Raw genomic sequence first — 17,769 nt, forward strand, 5'->3', positions numbered from 1 at the left:
GTTAGTTTGCAGCTTGCGGACGAGGCTTACGGCGTTGGCCTGATGGTTTGTTTCCTGCAGGCTTAGCATTGTTTGGCTTGCGGTTACCAGACGGTTTACCAGCGTTGCCACTCTTATTACCGTTTGGTTTATTTCCATTCGGTTTATTGCCATTTGGCTTGTTGCCGTTAGGTTTGCGGTCATCTGGTTTGCTGTGTGCACGGCCTTGGTTTTCACGGTTACCTTTAGGCTTGTCTGCACCGCCTTGGTTGGTGCTGTTTTTGTTGCCGTTGTTACCACCGTTGAAGAGACGTTTAGGTTTGTTTGCACCATTGCCTGCTTTCTTTTCGGCTGCTGGGGCGTTTTCACTTGCAGCATTTGGCGCTTTTGGTTTTTTCGGCTTCTTAGGTTTTTTCGGTTTGATTGGGCGCGTATCCAGTTTAGATTCTGGCACCACATTGGTTGGCGCAAAACCTTCCAACTCTTTACGTGGTAGTACTTCTCGAATCAAACGTTCAATCGCAAACAACTCAGATGCTTCTAGCGCACACACCAGTGAAATCGCTTTACCTACTTCGCCCGCGCGGCCAGTACGACCAATACGGTGAACGTAGTCTTCTGCCACTTTCGGTAGCTCAAAGTTCACCACTTGCGGTAATTGCGGAATATCGATACCGCGCGCAGCAATGTCCGTCGCGACCAACACACGAATTTCACCCGATTTAAAATCCGCCAGTGCTTTGGTACGCGCACCTTGGCTCTTGTTGCCGTGGATGGCAGCAGCCGGTAGGTTTTGTTCGATCAGGAACTTCGCCAGACGGTTTGCGCCGTGTTTCGTTTTCGTAAACACCAGCACTTGCTTCCAATCGCCGTCTTTGATCAATTTAACCAACATCGGTGCTTTCTTCTTAACGTCTGCTGGGTAGATGCTTTGCTCAACCGTTCTCGCTGTCGAGTTTGCCGGATTCACTGAAATCTCAACTGGGTTGTTCACCAAGCCTTTCGCAAGATCGCGGATCTCATCCGAGAAAGTCGCCGAGAACAGTAGGTTCTGACGCTGTTTTGGTAGCAGAGCTAGGATCTTACGAATGTCACGGATAAAGCCCATATCCAACATGCGGTCTGCTTCATCCAGTACCAGAACTTCTAGTTGGTCGAACTTCACTGCATTTTGGTTGTACAAATCCATCAGGCGGCCTGGTGTCGCAACCAACACATCCGCACCTTTGCGAAGACGCAGCATTTGCGGGTTGATCTTCACACCACCAAAAACAACCGCACTGCTTAGTGGAAGATGACGGCCGTACATAAACACGTTTTCTTGCACCTGAGCCGCCAGTTCACGCGTTGGCGTCAGGATAAGTGCACGAACTTGGTTAGCACGAACGCGAGGGCCGTTCGATAAACGCTCAAGAATCGGTAGCGTAAAGCCTGCGGTTTTACCTGTACCAGTCTGCGCTGCTGCCATTACGTCTTTCCCTTCCAAAATAGCAGGAATTGCTTTTGCCTGAATTGGCGAAGGGGTGTCGTAGCCTTTCTCTTGAATAGCTTTAAGGATTGGAGCAGATAGACCTAACGAGGTAAAACCCATATGTATGATTCTCAATTGTAGAGTTAGATAACAACGCGCCGAAAACAAATCGGTGCGAAAAGTGCGACATTCTGAGGCTTTTACGCGCAGGCTTCAACTAATTCCGTCATGGATAAATATTTGAACTGGATCTCATTTCTTTTTGGCAGGCAAAACTGATAACTGGTTTGGTCGATCGATTGAATGGTTTTACGTTGGCGATGCCCATTCTTACATCGCTATCACGGTATGCAGTTTTAGTTTATCAAATGCTGTTCGGAGTGTGGGGGAGGCTTGCTCCTTTCATTACTCCGCTTTTGCATGCGTTAAAAACGCACTCGTCAATTGCTGAAAGAGCGAATCTACCGATGGGCGGTCGGATACATGATGGAAGAGCGGTGTGTGGACATCACCACGAATATCATCGCTGTGACCGCAAAGCTGATTACACATTCGTACTGGTTCGACAATCTTCTCGACGTCGGCATCAATCAGAATGCATGCTTGTGACAATACCACTTGTCCGCCGCCTTTTTTAAGTAAAACACGCTGCGCGGTTCCCACGACTTTTTGCCCGCCAATGTTGAGGTTGTACTCGCCATCGCAGTAGGAATAAGGCGTAGCATGAACATCCACTTTCACGCCGAGCTGTTTAAAGAAAACCGTTAATATCGCACATAAATCGAGATACGCTTTTTTGATGTTGTAAGGCTCGCCTTCTGGCCAGTGGTAAATGTGGGATAGATTGATAATACCTGGCACCTGAGGGACTGGGGCACCACCGGTTTTACGAGAAAAGAGCTTCCAGCCAGACGTATTTAACGCATGTTCTAACTCATTAGACACTGGCCATTTCTTACCCGCGGGAAGCACGAGCGTTGGACTTTTTACTTGCCAAAGCAATAGCACTTGCGAGAGTTGGTTGGACTGAACTTGTTTAATGAGCTCATCTTCTTTGTCAAATGCATCAGCGACTTCCGTAGCTGTGTAGCGAATTAGCTTATTTTTAGCAACCAAACTCTATCCCTCGCGGCTATTTAATCGTTACTGTTGTATCTCAGATACAGCTTTATTGCTAGGTCTGAGTGATTAGGCTTTTGCTCGCTAGCTGCATGATCACCTTTTGGATCTTTTCCGTTGTCCATTAATTCTGCTTGAACACGCGATAAAAAGTTTTTGCTAGTCATCACATCAGCCATTCATAAAATCTGCCATCTATGAAAAATTTTGGCGATATAAGTATGAAAAAGCGAGTGATGACTCTCGCGTTAGCGGCATCATTAACGGGATGTGTGACGTTCCCAACTCAAGAATCTGAGCAAGTACAGGTGCTTTGGGACAATGTGAATGCGATTGAAAACTGTGAACTAATGGGTACCGTGATCGGCTCAGAAGGACACTTTTACGATTACTGGTTTCACGCAGATAAAGACATGGTTTGGGGGACGCTAAACCAAATGCGCATCAAGGCGGTGGATTTAGGCGCAGATACCTTGTACTTGTATCAACCGTTGAGCTTTTCTACGTCAGTGACGATGTTTGCAAATGCTTACAAGTGCAAACAGTAGCGATTTTCTTGCTCATAATTGAAAGACAGGCGCTGCTCGCCTGTCTTTGATGCGTTCTACAAATACTGGAGACTTTGCGTTAATTAACGTTTGCTGTCGCCACCGCTGATGTATCAGAAAACGACAATGTAAAGTCTCGCTCGGTATTAAGCACTTTGGCTGGAAACTCTAAGCTCAACTGCGTATGTGGCGCGACTTCTGAAGCAATGCTAGTAACGAATTTTCGGGTTTCTCCAGGAGAGATCGATATGTCACTTCCACCTTGTGATGAGAGCTCAGCGATACCCATTGTTTCAAGTGTGTTACCTGCAGTATCCGCCAGGTGTAATAAAGACTCTGACTTGTAGATTAATTCTCCACTTTCTGTGCGATATGCATTAAACGAGTTGAAATTTGGTTGCAATGATCCTTGTGAACCAATGTTAGTAACGGAAAATGTCACATTAGCGCCATCAAAGTTCTCGACTCTTACAAGTACGTTACTGTCTTGGTAACGAGCGGCTGCCGCCGCAGTTGCTTGCTGTTTCTGCCTCTGTTTCTCTTTTTCAATGTCGCTTAACTGTTTCTGCTCATTAGCGATTCGATTCTTTGCCATGTAGTACGACTGATCGACCATTGCTATTAAAGCGGGGATTGAATACAAAGTGAGGCCTTCCAAATGGTCAAAGTCGATTTTGGCATGTTGAGTACGTTTATGATTAGAAAATTGGCAGTAACCATCAATCAAACTGATTAAAGCCACTTCAAAAGTGCCCTGTAATCGGCTTACTTCCTGTGCTGCTTTCTCTAGATTTGAGCGGACTTTCCGAATCTCTTCCAAACTCTTTTGTGAAAGACGACCGTTTGGCGATACGTCGTTAGAAACCGAAACCAGTTCTTCGGTCACAAATGGATTGTTTTCGGCAGGAATCACCGTAGTGATACGGTTGGATTTGGTGATGTCTTCGCCCAATAAAACCATCATTTTTTGCGATGCGGCGGTTGTGTTGCCCGCTAATACGTCACTACAGTTTGGCGACGTATTGGCATACACGGCGAATGCGGTAAAAAGTGAAAGTGTAACGGACCAGCCGATGGTGACGAGTCCTGTCGTGGTTCGAGTATTCATCCTGATAACCCCTCTGTCATTTGGTGCGATTCACTGACGTAATTGCCAATCAAAAGATTGGCTCGCGACATTCAGAATGGTTCTGGTCAACCCTTCGTAGTGGGTATGCCCACAGATGCTTATTTAGTCGTTTATCAACCGCTAAGCCACGATTGATAAAGTGTCTGAAATTGAGAGCATTAACGCTGCGAAGTTGATGTCTTTGACTGAAAGATAGACGTAACTTTTCTAACCATCAAATACGTGATTGAGTTCTCATTTTTATATGAGTGAGAGGTTCAAGAGAAAACAGGCACTTACTGTAGAGAGTTGATTTGAAGGAAAAATATAAATTTTTTTGGGAACTTTTTTGATGCTGCCTTTGAGACTTTTTTTTGAATCTCAAAGGCAGGTTCTTACACTCGCGTTCAATTACAACGTGTTGAGGACATCCGCGAGTCGAGAGACAGCTGTCGTCAGTTCTTCTGGTGTAGCATTGGTAAAGTTAAGACGCAGAGCGGCTTTTACCTTTGAACCTTCTGGATAAAAGACCGGGCTCGGCACTACGGCAACCCAGTTTGCGAGAAGGTTTTTCGCCAGTTCGAAGGTGTCGCATTCTGGAATCTCGACCCAAACGAACATGCCACCATCGACGGGTTTGAGTACGCAACTTTCTGGCAGCTGTTTTTGCAGCTCAGCAAACATGACATCGTAACGTGATTTGTAAAGCGCACAGATGGTTGAAATGTGCGTTTCGAAGTTGTCATGTTGCAGCAGACCATGCAGCAAAGCTTGCATAGGAATACTAGAGTGCAGATCGGCACCTTGTTTAATTTTGATGAGTGGCTCAAGGTAGCTGCTTTTGCCCGTAACTACACCAATACGCAAGCCTGGTGAAGCTATTTTGGAGAAAGAGCGCAATACGATGGAGTGCTGTGGGCAGAAGTCCGAAACCAGTGGAAGCGCTTCACCAGAAAAACGCAGCTCGCGGTATGGCGCGTCTTCGATGAATGCCACGTCGTATTGTATACAAAGCTCGGCAACTTTTTGGCGAGTCTCTAGCGCCCAGCATACGCCCGTTGGGTTGTGAAAATCGGGTACGGCGTAGAACATTTTTGGTTGCTGCGTGGCAAAGCACTGTTCGAGTTCTTCAAGGTTTGGGCCACACTCGGTTTGTGAAACGGTCACGATGTTGGCTTGCACTAGACCGAATACTTGCATAGCACCAAGGTAGCTCGGTGCTTCCATCACCACTTTATCGCCCGGATTTACGTACGCACGCGCAATCAAATCTAGCCCTTGCTGAGAGCCCGTTGTGATCATAGCCAAATGAGATTCCGGCAGCTGGTAATAATCGGTCAAAAAATTAAGTAGCGGTGCGTAGCCTGCTGTTGCGCCATATTGAAACACCTCTGGCATATTCGCGAGGTTTTCTAGCGTCGGTTTCATTAAGTCGATCGGGAAGGTTTTTTCGTCCGGTAAGCCACCTGCAAGAGAAATGACGTTCTTATCGCTTGCTGCTGCGAGGATCTCTCGGATGTAGGATGACTTAGTTTGTTGTAATGACTGTGCGATTTCCATGTGCTGTGCTTCTCGTAATTGTCTTTTTTTATGTCAGAAATAGTATAGGTAAATTGCCAAGCTTGGTGTGTCCATTTATGCTGTTAAATATGTCCATTTATGCTATTTAAGCGAAAGTTTACTCCGTGAGCCATCAACAAGTTTCCAGAATCAATGACGTGCTGTTTTACATTCACCAGGACATTAGCAGAGATTTATCGGCTAAAGAGCTAGCAGATGTAGCAGCCTATTCTGAACAGCACTTCCATCGTATTTTTAAAGATGTGGTAGGGGAGTCTGTCCATCAATATATCCGTCGCACAAGAATGGAATACGCCGCCAATCAACTGATGTTTGATACCAGCTCATCGGTGTTAGACATTGCTAACAAGTGCGGCTTTAGCTCGGTATCTTCTTTTAGCCGAGCGTTTAAAGCAACGTTCGCTATGTCTCCTGGTGCGTGGCGAAAGCATGATTTACAAGTCGCAGAAAAGCCGTATCTAAAAGATCCGGAAGTGGCTGCGGGTTATCATCGGGTTGCGAAACGCGAGTTGCCAGAACCTAAAATTATGGAGGTTCCACAACGCTTTGCGGCTTATGTGCGGCATGAGGGTTATAGCCGTTCCATTCGCAATGCGTGGCTGATTTTGAAGGCGTGGGCAAGCTCTGAGAATCGGGACTTTTCGGTTCAATACGGTTTGCATCACTCCAACCCCGCTTGGGTCGAGCTCGATAAGTGTCGCTATGTGGCTTGTATGGCGATTGATAAGCCGCTTAAAGTACGCGGTGTCGTGAATCAAATGACGATTCCGGGTGGTTTGCATGCTGTTTTTCGCTTAACAGGGGTATATGGAGAGCTTCTTCCTCAATTGAGTATGGTGTTAGAGAAGTGGTTGCCGAATTCAGGCTTTAAGCAGCGTTCTACTCCCGCTTATGTTCACTATCATAAAAACCATTTCCTCAGCCATGATGAGGCGTTTGAGCTGGACTTCTATCTGCCCATCAGCTTTTTCTAACTGGAGTATTTATTTACTATCCGTAAGGAAGAAAATGCTAAGCTCTATATGGTGATTTTTTACAAATAATTGAAAATTAAATGAACATCGATCATGTAAAGCTATTTGTCCGTTTGGCTTCGACACACAACATCAGCATGGCTGGTCAGGAGCTTGGACTTTCTCCTGCTGTCGCTAGCGCACACATCAATAAACTTGAGGACAGCTTAGGAGTTCGTTTAGTTCATCGCACCACACGCAAAGTTTCTTTAACTGAAGAGGGGCAGGCATTTTTACCTCACGCGGAGGAGGTCCTTGCAACAGTGGAGGCAGCAAGGGGAGCTGTTGGCTCAGGGCAGAGCGCGCCAACGGGAGTATTACGTATAACCGCCTCTGCAACTTTTGGTCGCTTGCATATTGTGCCCGCATTAAAAGGTTTTATGGCGCGTTACCCAGGGTTAACCGTGGACTGCCGATTTTCTGATTCCATTATTGATCTGGTTGAGGGAGGTTTCGATGTCGCCATTCGTGTCGCTGAGTTGAAAGATTCTTCATTGGTCGCAAGAAAGCTTGCGCCAGATCGTCGTATTATCGTTGCATCACCAGATTATATTGAACAATTTGGGAGACCTAACAAGCCCCAAGACTTGACGAATCATCAATGTATTAACTTAGTTGGAATGAATAATTGGTCATTCAATACAAAAGATGGAATGGTCAATGTAAGAACTTCTGGTCGTTTTAAAACTGATAATGGTGATGCGATGAGAGACGCGACGGTAAACGGGTTAGGTATTTCTATCAACTCGGTTTGGAGTGTTTATCAAGAATTACAAAGTGGTCAGCTAGTGGAAGTACTCGAAGATCACCCTTTAGCGATGGATGCTGGGATTTGGGCTGTGTACCCAAGCTCTCGTTTAATTGCGCCTAAGGTGCGTGCCTTTATTGATTTCTTTGCTGAATACTATGGCACGCCACCTTATTGGGAGTTTGCGGAAAAGTGATAACAAGTTTCACTTATCGAATACATTGTTTTTAAGGTCCGAATAAAAACGAACCTCAAGATAATTCTTAATTGTTATTAATAGAGTTTGCTTAAGATTAATTCAATAGTATCAATTATCTGCTGTGTTTTGCTTTGATCTAATGCATCAGGGTGTGGGGGCGCGAATGCTTCAATGTCATTATCGAAGTACATACCATGCGCTTGAGCAAACTCTTCTGATAGCGCAGCGCGAGTTAGAATATCTGCTCCTAAGCGGATATCACCACCAGCAACCCCATAAGCATCTTTAACCATCTTACTACCTAGGAATGATTTTGGGTTTACTGATACCAACATAGGGCCAGTGTTCTTAAGCTTTAGTCCGATTGCTCGTGACCACATCGTTAATGCCAATTTGCTTTGGGCATATGCTTCGCCATCTGACAATGGTTTGTTACCGAGTAAAGCGCTAGTGTTTACTGTTGTTTGTGCAGCTGAAGACAAATTAACCACACGACCCGTATCACCGAGCAACGGCAATAGCTCTCTAGTGAGTAAGTAGGGAGCAATGGTGTTGACTGCGAAGCGTACATCAAGACCCTCTTTAGTTCTTGGATTTGGTGTTGCGTACACACCAGCATTGTTAATGATGACGTCTAAATGATTGAACCGTTCTATTATCTGCATCACTATCTGTTTTACCGCATTGGGAGAGGATAAATCAGCAACAAGGCTTTCAACTTTACCACTTTTCATCTCCCTCAAACTTTGCTCAACTTGTTGAACTTTCTCTATATTCCGGCCATGGATTATTACGTGTTGTTCACGGTTAATTAACATTTTCCCGGTTTCTAAACCAATACCGTCAGTAGATCCAGTAACTAGAATTGTCTTTCGCATGATCGCTCTCATTGTTGAGGGTTATTATAGATCGATCATAGTGGCATCTTTTGCATTCGACTATTGAGACTAAAAAGAAAACACTTTCTAGGAAAAATTGAAAATAACTTTGTTGTTCTTTTTGTGGACGGTGCGACGAATTAACGTCTCATTAGATGCTACGGTTATACATGTGGTGCTCAAAAATTAGGCACTGTTTTGTACTCAAATAATAGCCAAGAGGTCTCTATGTTAGGTGAAAATCACTCATTAACTCATGAATTCCCAGAACATTTGGATACCATTACTCAGCTTACCGAAAGCGATGCATCATTTGCTGAAACCGTTAAGAACTACAATGCTTTAGATAAGGAAATCCGCGTACTAGAACTTCAAGGAAGCCCGATTGATGATCACGAAATGAACGTGTTAAAACATAACCGGGCTGAGCTCAAAGACTGGCTCCACTCGCGAATAATGGGTTCTTAGTGACGAAATGATCATCGGCTCGTAAATTGCGGGCCGATTTTAGTTCCAATGGACGATGCCAAGTGTGCAAACACTAGGAGTGCTGAGCAGGAGCTTGGAGCGGCAGGTGACCAGTTTTTACCCAAATGATCGTTTCTTGCTCTACAAAAGGAAAATGCTCACTCATATGTGGGCTTCGAATCCAAGAGAGAGCGGGATAGGTACCTAGCTCGTCTCTAAACTCTCCTGACAATACGAAAATTTCTTCACCACCAAAGTGACGGTGTGGTTGAAACTTCTCACCTTTTGGCCATTTAACCAATGCGACATGTTCGTGCTCAAAATTATGCAGCGGCATGACTTGCAACCCACCGACACCACTCTGCCAGCTCGCTTGGTTTGTATTAATGCGAACTGTTTCAAGATCCTCAGATTCGAACTGATTTAGTTTAACTAAAATCACACAGCCTTCTTTGCTAAATGGTGCGTGTTGACTTCCTGGAGGGTTACGAAGGTAAGTGCCGGCAGGATAGTCACCGTATTCGTCAGAGAATACCCCCTCGAGCACCAATATTTCTTCTCCTTGAGGGTGAGGATGAGTCGAAAACTGCGAATTTGGCTCGTACTTAACGACGCTGGTGGTATGCCCTGATTCTTTGGCTTCTCGTTCCAAAGGTTTGCGCCACACACCTTTGGAAGGGCTGGCGATCCATTCCTGTTGAGCAGTATCTATCACGATTCTTTTTGAAAAATCCATATTCAACATATTGAAATTCCGTTACTTATTTAAATACTAATTCTCATTAGTATACGTATAAAAAACATCAATTGATTCATTTGTTGATAGCCCAATTCATGGATTGAGTACGAACATGAAATCGGAGCCTAATTTAAATTTCTGCTTGTGTAATGAGAATTGTTATATTATAACATCGAAAAATTAAATGTTATAACATAACAAAAAGGAAAAAGTAGTGAATAAGAAATTGGTGTCTCTCGTGATCGGTAGCATTTTTGCATCCCCTGTTTTTGCCGACACACTATCGAACCCACAGATTGGTGTTGTTGTTGATGGCTACTACCAAGATGGCCAGCGTCATAATTCTGAGCGCGAAGAAGGCTTTGGTCTAGGCCATACGGAATTAAACTTCTCATCAAATATCGACGACAAGTTTTACGGCGCATTGACCGCGGTTCTTGAAAGTCATGGTGATGATACAGAATTAGAGCTTGAAGAGGCATTCATCGAAACTTTGGCATTGCCATATGGTGTAAATGTGCGCGCTGGCCGATTCCTATCTGACTTTGGTTATCTGAATAACCAACACATGCACACCGATAGCTTTGTTGAGCGTCCAATTGCTTATCGTACTTTCCTTGGCTCGCACTACTACGATGATGGTGTACGTGCAAACATCGTGTTGCCAACCGACCTTTACGTAAAATTTGGTGTAGAAGCGCTTAGTGGTAGCAAAATGTCTTCTGTCGAAGATGGTTCTGAAGTTGGCGTGTACACCACGACGCTGAAGCTTGGGAATGACTTCTCCGAATCTTCAAGTTGGCAGTTTGGTTTAAGTTACCTGCGCAACGAAAACGGCAAGGTTAAAGAGTTCGAAGATCACGACCACGGTCATGAAGAAGAGCATGATCACGATCACCATCATGGCGCAGCAGTGACAGGTGCGAACCTTTACGGGGCTGATTTTGTTTGGAAATGGGCACCAGACGGTAATTACAAATACAGCAACTTCACGCTATCGGCTGAATACATGCTGTTAGACGGTGTGGTAGACAGCAAATATAAAAACGATGCAGAGTCACCAGACAACTTAAGCGCTTACTATGTTTCGGGTGTTTATCGCTTCAACCCAAGCTGGTCAGCAGGTCTACGTTACGGCGAAGCAGAAAGCTACGATGGTCATGCACATGGCGACCACATGCATTTTACTGAGCTGAATGATAAAGAAATGGATGCGATGATCGCATGGGATTCTTCTCACTTCGGTACTATCCGTGCGCAATACACTCGCATTGATAACCAAGACAGTGAGACAGACAACGTGTTCACTCTGCAATACGTGATGACATTTGGAGCGCACGGTGCTCATGCGTTCTAAGCTGACATTAAATAAATGCAGTTTGGTGATGATGGCGGCAGGAGCTGCCATCATTGCTTCGCCTGCTTCGGCTCTAAACATTTTCGTTTGTGAGCCAGAATGGAAAGCCTTTCTTGAAAGCCACGCGCCAGATGCCAGTATTTATTCAGCGACAACGGCTAAGCAAGACCCACATTACGTACAAGCTCGTCCTTCTTTGATTGCGAAGATGCGCCAAGCGGACATGGCAATGTGCTCGGGTGCAGAACTAGAAGTGGGATGGTTACCTATGCTGCAAGTTCGTAGCAGCAATGCGGCGGTGCAAAATGGTGCGCCGAGCATGATCTACGCGACGGACTTCGTGCGTATGTTAGATACTCACGCTCACGTTGACCGTAGCATGGGAGATATACACGCTCACGGTAACCCACATGTTCAATTTGCGGCAAATGACATGATTCCATTATCTCGTAAAGTCACGGAGCGCCTAAAAGCGATTGATCCCGACAACGCACAAAGTTACCAAGTGAATGGTATGAAGTTTCGTGCCCATTGGCGTAAAAAGCTTAAAGAATGGAATGAGAAAGGGGCTGCTTTAAAGGGTAAGCAAGTTGTCGGTTATCACGCGACGTATCGTTATTTGTACGATTGGCTCGGAATGAAGCAGATTGCCGATCTCGAACCTAAACCGGGCATTTCACCGACCACATCTCACCTGCAATCACTTACCAAGTTAGATGCTGACAGTTTTGATGCGATTGTTTACTCCTCTCATCAGGATCAGCGTCCAGCGAACTGGTTGCAAGATCATACTGACAAACCTGTGATTCAACTGCCATTGACCGTTTCTGAGGGTGAAAACTTGGATGAGATGTACGATCAGGTCATTGATGATTTACTGGATGTGTTAGTGCCGCCCGTTCCTGTGAAGATCTAAGCCATGGCTGATTATGCATGGCTTTTACCTGCGGTTTTGTGTGGTTTAATTGCGTTAGTTGGCAACATCGTTCTGGGGCAACAAGTTCTTAATCGTCAGATCATCTTTATAGATTTGGCGGTGGCGCAAATCGCGGCATTGGGGGCAGCACTTAGCCACTACTGGTTGAGCCAATACGCGCTGTTCTCAGGCTCATTCTTTGGCGAAATGATTGGCCCTTGGGTGATGTCTTTGATGCTTTGCGGTTTGATCGCCCTTATGGAGAAACGATACCAGCAGCATTTAGAGCCCATGATTGGCAGCTTGTTTGTCGTGTCTGCATCGCTGGCAATCCTGCTGGTGAGCAAAGACCCACACGGCGGAGACTTTATTCAAGGCATTCTTAATGGGCAACTGTTATGGGCGACTTGGGCAGACGTCTGGCCTTTGGCACTCATTACCGCTGCGATGTTGCTATTGGTTTGGTTAAAACCTGCGTTTATGCGCGGTAGTGGTTTTTATCTGATCTTTGCTATTCTGATGCCCATTACGGTCAAGTTAACCGGCATTTATTTAGAATTTGCTTTGTTGGTGATTCCAGCTTTATGTGCGGCAGCATTGAAGGGAACTCGATTCTTTGTCGCCAGTATCAGCATTGGTATTGTTGGGATCTTATCGGGTATTGCCGCATCGGCTCGCTATGACTTACCGAGTGGTGCGAGTATTGTGATCACCCTGTTTATTGCTGGCATGTTGTTTAATCTCTTGCTTCAGCCTTTTCTGGTGAAAATAACAAAACCAGCTTTTGTAAGAGATTAAGAGACAAGTAATATTGGTCTGATGAAGTAGTATTTGATTAATCAGACCAATACTTTTCTATCCAAGCCCTCCAATCGTGTAACTTTGCGCCTTCCAACACACTTTCTTACGTTGATCTTGCCATAGTCATCAAGTTGCCTTGATTAGTTCACATCCGACTCCCAGACTGTTTCTATAGTTTTTATAAGATATAAAAGACCCTGCGTATGAGAAGCGCAGCTGTAACGCGACTAGGCATAAAAACAAAAACGCTAGGGATACAAGCGAATTTGTAATCTCAACATTTAAGGAAGACCAAGATGAAACCGGAAAAAGTAGCAGTAGTCACTGGTGCGGCTCGTGGTATTGGCCAAGCGATTTGTGAACAATTACTGGAGGATGGATTCCACGTAATCGGGCTAGACATATCGCCCGTGGAATGGAGTCAGTCGGCGCAGCTAAGCAGTTATCAAGTCAACTTGTGTGATGCCGAAGCCGTAAGTGAAGTAGTAGAAAGTGTTGTAGAGCAGCACGGAAGAATCGATGCTCTGGTTAACAACGCGGGCATCACTCGAGATGCATTGTTGCCAGATATGTTAGAGCAAGACTGGGACAGCGTGATCGACGTGAACCTAAAAGCGGTGTTCTTACTCACCCAACGTGTTGCTCCTGTCATGCTAGAGCAGGGCACAGGCAGTATTGTTAGCATTTCTTCTATAGTGGGAACGGATGGTAATATCGGCCAGAGCAACTACGGCGCAAGTAAAGGCGGCGTCATCTCAATGAGCAAAGGCTGGGCGAAAGAACTTTCAAGAAAGGGTGCACAGATACGCGTCAACTGTGTCGCGCCAGGCTTTATCGCCACCGACATGACCAAGAACCTGCCAGAGAAAGTCATTCAAATGATGGAAGGCAAAACCCCATTAGGGCGCATGGGCTCAGTTCAAGATATTGCCAATGGCGTCTCTTTCCTAACCTCAGACAAGAGCGCCTACATCACAGGCCAAGTGCTCAAGATTGACGGTGGGTTGGTATTATAGCTCGTTAATCAAAACCCAAAATAAAAACGCCTTTTACTTATATGAAGGGCGTTTTTGTTTGAGGAACCCGACTTATGTGAGTACTACTAATAGAAAGCTTCGATTTCGCTTCGAGTTGAGTTTTTGAAGCAAAAGGCCAATACGTTTGAATAGCGTCGGGCGTCTCCTCTTAAACACTGCATTCCCTAAAGCACAGTATTCCCAAAAGAAAAGCCCACCGAAAAGCGGGCTTTGCTCTCTTTTAGTAACGAGAAGAATAACTAGTAGCTCGCTTGAATGCTGACACCGCTATAGTTTGAGTAACCTTGAATCATGACGTGATAACGTCCACTTTGCGTCGCACTGACCGTACATGTTTCATTGTTACCGTATTTGAAAGGTCGGCAGTCCCATGCATTCAGTGCTGGTTTTGCTCCAAAACGGAGATACAAATCCGCATCGCCACTGCCACCATACATTTGTACGGTTAAGCGCTGCCCAGCTTCTACATCAACATAGTAATACGCTACTTGACCAGTTGAACCACTTAAACCATTTACTGGCACGCCCGAGGTTAATTTGCCTTCTGGGTCCGGTGTTGGATCTGGGCCACCGCAGTCTTGGCCACAATCTGCATCCGTTAAGCTATAAAGTAGCTTGTTCACGCTGCCTCTTGTGTCCGTCACTTTTCCGCTAGTTGCGCGGCTAACGAGCAAGGACTCTACTTGGCTTGGAGACAGTGAACGGTTTTCTTGAAGATACAATGCTGCTACACCCGCCACATGTGGCGTCGCCATCGAAGTGCCACTAATGGTTTTGTAGCCACCGTCATACCATGCAGATTTGATTTGTGAACCTGGCGCAAATATATCCACACAACTGCCCCAGTTTGAAAAGCTCGAACGTGCGTCCGTGCTGGTGGTCGAGCCGACAGTTACTCCGGAAGCAACGCGTGCTGGAGAATAGTTACACGCATCGGCGTTGGAGTTACCTGCTGCTAGCATAAAGCTGACACCTGACTGAACCGCACTTTGCACCGCACTATCCAGAGCGACGGATTGACCGCCGCCTAAACTCATGTTGGCGACTGAAGGTCCGGAAGCGTTCGCAGCCACCCAGTCCACACCGGCAATAACACCAGAAGTAGAACCCGATCCGGTACAGCTCAATACTCTCACGCCGACAAGGTTGACGTTTTTCGCAACACCATACAAGCTGCCGCCAATGGTGCCAGCTACGTGTGTGCCGTGTCCATTACAGTCACTTGCATCTGCATCGTTATCGACAAAGTCATACCCTGAAACTGAGCGACCACCGAACTCAACATGCGCGTTATTCACACCAGTATCGATGACATAAGCCGTTACCCCAGTCCCATCAAAGTTGGCACTGTAGTTGTTATCGAGTGGCAAGTTTCGTTGGTCGATTCGGTCTAGTCCCCAAATGGCATTGGTTTGATTTGCGTCTGCCGAGACTATTGGGTCAAGCGATAGGATTCTGTCTTGCTCAATGTAGTCCACACGAGGATCAGAACGCAGATCTTTTAGTTGCTCAGGACTCAAGTTAGCGACAAATCCACTTATCGAGTGGTCAAAAACCGACTCCACTTGTATCGAATACAAACCAGACATGCGGTCTACGGATTGTTGCGTGAATTGCTCGAATTCCGTTGAATTGCTCACCATCATTTGCGGCTGTTGAAATACCACAATATAGCGATCTGCAATGGCGATGTCGTCCGGTGCAAGCATCAAAGTGGCAGGCAATGTGTCGGGAGCTTGTTGTAACTCTGCACTGTCCGCAATCTCATTGGGTTGCGAAAAAGCGAGAGAAGAATGAAAACAGAGTGCGGAGGTGATACAACAACTTAGTAGTTTCTTTAACATAAAATGTTCCTCGAAATCATAGTCTTGTTGATTTTTACCTAGTACCAAACTGTCAACACGAAAACACAGACAATCAGCGTAGTGCGTGCTGAAGTGACGTTACACAAGTCAAACTAGACAATGAGCAATCATATGCATAACTGATAATAATTCGCATACTCAGAAACATGATCAATAACCAAGCTTTATTGAAATTGAAATGCAAAGATTCATTTAGACTTAGAGCAAAATCCCTAAAATAGAATAATTCTACACACCTGACATATTGCCTGTTATATGACTTCATCTTACCGATAATTTACGCAATAAAAACCTAACTATCCTTTTATTGGTCATAACTCAAATCGGTTGATAGATGTTAATATAGCCACCTGATTTCTGATGTTTTTAACTCATGGTTACTATCCAAGTTCAATATCGTTTTTGTAATAAAACAGAGCCCGTTCGTGAACATGGAAAAGGGCATTCTGGCTCTCCTCGCTCCAGATGTATCGAGTGTCGAAAGAGCTTTAACTCGATTACGTTTACGAAGCCCGCAAGCCAGATGTAAAAGAAAAAACTGTTGATATGTCAATGAATAGCTCTGGCGTTAGGGAAACAGTACAAGTGTTGAATGTCGTATACAACACAGTATTGAGTACTTTAAAAAATCTCGCCAAGGTAAGTAACCTCAATGCCTTTCGATAAAGCAAATATAAGACTAATTTGTAAACTTGAAAGGCTAGCTGTATTGGTTGAGGTATATGAGGAAAACACTTCCCCATTTAAGAACTGAAACACACTTTTGCCCCTTTTCGTGTTAGCACGGAAACTGTCCTGCTACCAGACTTGTGTTTCAATTGTGCCTTGTAGTATCGAAAACACTTACCACAAACTCTAGAGATTTATGTACTATACCACCTACTGGAAGCTTGATGGGTGGTATTGACGTGAACTTATCTCAAATTGATCTGAATTTGCTCTTTGTTTTAAAGCACTTACTCGAAGAGAAGCATGTATCTAACACCGCTATGGCTTTAAATATGAGCCAGTCTGCGGTAAGTCGAGCACTGCAAAAAATGAGAGTTTTCTTTAATGACGAATTACTGGTGCGCAAGAAATACGGCTATGAACTGACTCCAAAAGCAGAGTCAGTAAGGCAAGACATCAATAATGTGATTACCAGTTTAGAAAAACTTGCCCATAGAGACTCGTTTGATCCGAGCACTGTATCAAGCACCGTTAAGGTTTACGGCCTTCTTCCTCAGATTAATACCTTAATGCCTAAGGTTATCGCTAAGATTCGGCAAGAGGCTCCAAACCTTAAGGTCAGTTTGGACTCAGCACCAAAACGTCATTTTGATGCGTTGGTGGCTGGAGATGTTCATTTCGCACTTTCCTCTCATCAACCGCCAAGCTCTGAGCAAAATATCTATCGAATGGTTGTTGCTAAGCGTACTTTCCGTTTGCTTATGAGCCGCTATCATCCACTGGCCGATTTAGAGCTAACTCCAGAGCGTTTGGCCGAATTTGACTTTGGACAAGTCTCTTTGCAGGGTGAGAAGCGATTGTCGTTTGAGCATAAATACCAAGAGCTAGGGTTAGCGAACAAAAAAAAGCGTTTATCAGCGCCAGTGCAACTGAATAACTTTAGTTCTGCTCCAAGTATCGCTGCGGAGACTGAGATTATATTTCATCTACCGACACCTTTTGCAGAGGCAGCTTGTCAAGACCCTCGCTTGATCGTTCGAGAAGTACCTGCCGAGCTACAGTTGGACTTTCAAGAAGTCTTCCTATATTGGCACAAACGCTTTAACGATGATCCTATGTGTGAATGGGTACGAGAGATCTTTAAACAGCTCTATGTTGGAACCGATACTTTAGCTTAAATGCTTATATCGGGTAATTCGTGGTTAACTATTCGTATATTGGATAGTGATATTCTCTTTTCTCGATAGTGATTAACTTGTCAGTGATTATGATA

Annotated in this window: 16 protein-coding genes and 2 pseudogenes; 11 read left to right on the forward strand and 7 right to left on the reverse strand. The window is 45.0% G+C overall.

The genetic code is table 11. From position 1 onward, the window contains the following. Window position 1: 1 nt before the first annotated feature. Window positions 2-1,570: a DEAD/DEAH box helicase gene (locus R7P69_RS05400; protein ID WP_062854891.1), complete on the reverse strand. Its 1,569-nt coding sequence runs from the start codon at window positions 1,568-1,570 to the stop codon at window positions 2-4. 148 nt (window positions 1,571-1,718) lie between these two features. Between R7P69_RS05400 and R7P69_RS25370 the strand changes: the two are divergent. Further along, window positions 1,719-1,796: pseudogene (locus tag R7P69_RS25370) on the forward strand (VOC family protein); the annotation flags it as partial. A gap of 59 nt (window positions 1,797-1,855) precedes the next feature. Here R7P69_RS25370 and R7P69_RS05405 read toward each other — a convergent pair. Then, complete coding sequence (locus R7P69_RS05405; RefSeq protein WP_005373753.1) at window positions 1,856-2,566, reverse strand: biotin/lipoate A/B protein ligase family protein; 711 nt, start codon at window positions 2,564-2,566, stop codon at window positions 1,856-1,858. A gap of 224 nt (window positions 2,567-2,790) precedes the next feature. Here R7P69_RS05405 and R7P69_RS05410 point away from each other — a divergent pair, with 224 nt between their 5' ends. Next, window positions 2,791-3,117, forward strand: a complete 327-nt coding sequence (locus R7P69_RS05410) for a DUF4156 domain-containing protein (protein WP_017633591.1) — start codon at window positions 2,791-2,793, stop codon at window positions 3,115-3,117. Window positions 3,118-3,196: 79 nt separating this feature from the next. Here R7P69_RS05410 and R7P69_RS05415 read toward each other — a convergent pair whose 3' ends face one another. Continuing rightward, window positions 3,197-4,225: a hypothetical protein gene (locus R7P69_RS05415; RefSeq protein ID WP_186585477.1), complete on the reverse strand. Its 1,029-nt coding sequence runs from the start codon at window positions 4,223-4,225 to the stop codon at window positions 3,197-3,199. A gap of 411 nt (window positions 4,226-4,636) precedes the next feature. Beyond that, the gene (locus R7P69_RS05420) at window positions 4,637-5,785 is read right to left on the reverse strand and encodes a PLP-dependent aminotransferase family protein (RefSeq protein ID WP_017819834.1); all 1,149 of its coding nucleotides are present in this window, start codon (window positions 5,783-5,785) and stop codon (window positions 4,637-4,639) included. A gap of 125 nt (window positions 5,786-5,910) precedes the next feature. On the opposite strand from R7P69_RS05420, the gene R7P69_RS05425 reads away from it, so the two are divergent. Together R7P69_RS05425 and R7P69_RS05430 are read left to right on the forward strand one after the other, a co-directional pair. Beyond that, window positions 5,911-6,780 (forward strand): AraC family transcriptional regulator, encoded by an 870-nt coding sequence (locus R7P69_RS05425; protein ID WP_005387011.1) that lies wholly within the window; start codon window positions 5,911-5,913, stop codon window positions 6,778-6,780. An 80-nt stretch (window positions 6,781-6,860) separates the two neighbouring features. After that, complete coding sequence (locus tag R7P69_RS05430) at window positions 6,861-7,763, forward strand: LysR family transcriptional regulator (protein WP_086047522.1); 903 nt, start codon at window positions 6,861-6,863, stop codon at window positions 7,761-7,763. Between the two features lie 77 nt (window positions 7,764-7,840). On the opposite strand, the gene R7P69_RS05435 is transcribed toward R7P69_RS05430, so the two are convergent. Then, window positions 7,841-8,644: an SDR family NAD(P)-dependent oxidoreductase gene (locus tag R7P69_RS05435; protein WP_238952753.1), complete on the reverse strand. Its 804-nt coding sequence runs from the start codon at window positions 8,642-8,644 to the stop codon at window positions 7,841-7,843. 228 nt (window positions 8,645-8,872) lie between these two features. Here R7P69_RS05435 and R7P69_RS05440 point away from each other — a divergent pair, with 228 nt between their 5' ends. After that, on the forward strand, window positions 8,873-9,112 hold the full coding sequence (locus R7P69_RS05440; protein ID WP_053304577.1) for a YdcH family protein: 240 nt from the start codon (window positions 8,873-8,875) through the stop codon (window positions 9,110-9,112). 73 nt (window positions 9,113-9,185) lie between these two features. Here R7P69_RS05440 and R7P69_RS05445 read toward each other — a convergent pair whose 3' ends face one another. Beyond that, a complete protein-coding gene (locus tag R7P69_RS05445; protein ID WP_054574565.1) occupies window positions 9,186-9,857 on the reverse strand; it encodes a cupin domain-containing protein in 672 nt (223 codons plus the stop codon). 208 nt (window positions 9,858-10,065) lie between these two features. Here R7P69_RS05445 and R7P69_RS05450 point away from each other — a divergent pair, with 208 nt between their 5' ends. The 4 genes from R7P69_RS05450 to fabG all read left to right on the forward strand — a co-directional run bounded on the left by R7P69_RS05450 (window position 10,066) and on the right by fabG (window position 13,941). Next, entirely contained in the window at window positions 10,066-11,208 is a 1,143-nt protein-coding gene (locus R7P69_RS05450; protein WP_137282792.1) for a hypothetical protein, read from the forward strand. Continuing rightward, on the forward strand, window positions 11,198-12,124 hold the full coding sequence (locus R7P69_RS05455) for a metal ABC transporter solute-binding protein, Zn/Mn family (protein WP_238952752.1): 927 nt from the start codon (window positions 11,198-11,200) through the stop codon (window positions 12,122-12,124). The genes R7P69_RS05450 and R7P69_RS05455 overlap by 11 nt, the downstream gene beginning before the upstream one ends. 3 nt (window positions 12,125-12,127) lie before the next feature. Further along, entirely contained in the window at window positions 12,128-12,922 is a 795-nt protein-coding gene (locus tag R7P69_RS05460) for a metal ABC transporter permease (protein WP_238952751.1), read from the forward strand. 299 nt (window positions 12,923-13,221) lie between these two features. Beyond that, on the forward strand, window positions 13,222-13,941 hold the full coding sequence (gene fabG, locus R7P69_RS05465) for a 3-oxoacyl-ACP reductase FabG (protein ID WP_017633598.1): 720 nt from the start codon (window positions 13,222-13,224) through the stop codon (window positions 13,939-13,941). A 260-nt stretch (window positions 13,942-14,201) separates the two neighbouring features. Here fabG and R7P69_RS05470 read toward each other — a convergent pair whose 3' ends face one another. After that, on the reverse strand, window positions 14,202-15,806 hold the full coding sequence (locus R7P69_RS05470) for a S8 family peptidase (protein WP_238952750.1): 1,605 nt from the start codon (window positions 15,804-15,806) through the stop codon (window positions 14,202-14,204). A 394-nt stretch (window positions 15,807-16,200) separates the two neighbouring features. Here R7P69_RS05470 and R7P69_RS05475 point away from each other — a divergent pair. Both R7P69_RS05475 and R7P69_RS05480 read left to right on the forward strand, forming a co-directional pair. Next, a pseudogene (locus R7P69_RS05475) lies at window positions 16,201-16,524 on the forward strand (IS1-like element transposase); the annotation flags it as partial. A gap of 196 nt (window positions 16,525-16,720) precedes the next feature. Continuing rightward, window positions 16,721-17,674 (forward strand): LysR family transcriptional regulator, encoded by a 954-nt coding sequence (locus R7P69_RS05480; protein ID WP_017819843.1) that lies wholly within the window; start codon window positions 16,721-16,723, stop codon window positions 17,672-17,674. Window positions 17,675-17,769: the final 95 nt, after the last annotated feature.

Origin of the sequence: Vibrio sp. 661, from assembly GCF_033339315.1 — a bacterium.
GTDB lineage: Bacteria > Pseudomonadota > Gammaproteobacteria > Enterobacterales > Vibrionaceae > Vibrio > Vibrio alginolyticus.

Excerpts from the sequence above, each read along its gene's own strand:
- R7P69_RS05400 (WP_062854891.1), bottom strand. The coding sequence starts at position 1,570 with ATGGGTTTTACCTCGTTAGGTCTATCTGCTCCAATCCTTAAAGCTATT.
- R7P69_RS05410 (WP_017633591.1), top strand. The coding sequence starts at position 2,791 with ATGAAAAAGCGAGTGATGACTCTCGCGTTAGCGGCATCATTAACGGGA.
- R7P69_RS05415 (WP_186585477.1), bottom strand. The coding sequence starts at position 4,225 with ATGAATACTCGAACCACGACAGGACTCGTCACCATCGGCTGGTCCGTT.
- R7P69_RS05420 (WP_017819834.1), bottom strand. The coding sequence starts at position 5,785 with ATGGAAATCGCACAGTCATTACAACAAACTAAGTCATCCTACATCCGA.
- R7P69_RS05430 (WP_086047522.1), top strand. The coding sequence starts at position 6,861 with ATGAACATCGATCATGTAAAGCTATTTGTCCGTTTGGCTTCGACACAC.
- R7P69_RS05435 (WP_238952753.1), bottom strand. The coding sequence starts at position 8,644 with ATGCGAAAGACAATTCTAGTTACTGGATCTACTGACGGTATTGGTTTA.
- R7P69_RS05440 (WP_053304577.1), top strand. The coding sequence starts at position 8,873 with ATGTTAGGTGAAAATCACTCATTAACTCATGAATTCCCAGAACATTTG.
- R7P69_RS05445 (WP_054574565.1), bottom strand. The coding sequence starts at position 9,857 with ATGTTGAATATGGATTTTTCAAAAAGAATCGTGATAGATACTGCTCAA.
- R7P69_RS05455 (WP_238952752.1), top strand. The coding sequence starts at position 11,198 with ATGCGTTCTAAGCTGACATTAAATAAATGCAGTTTGGTGATGATGGCG.
- R7P69_RS05460 (WP_238952751.1), top strand. The coding sequence starts at position 12,128 with ATGGCTGATTATGCATGGCTTTTACCTGCGGTTTTGTGTGGTTTAATT.
- fabG (WP_017633598.1), top strand. The coding sequence starts at position 13,222 with ATGAAACCGGAAAAAGTAGCAGTAGTCACTGGTGCGGCTCGTGGTATT.
- R7P69_RS05470 (WP_238952750.1), bottom strand. The coding sequence starts at position 15,806 with ATGTTAAAGAAACTACTAAGTTGTTGTATCACCTCCGCACTCTGTTTT.
- R7P69_RS05480 (WP_017819843.1), top strand. The coding sequence starts at position 16,721 with ATGGGTGGTATTGACGTGAACTTATCTCAAATTGATCTGAATTTGCTC.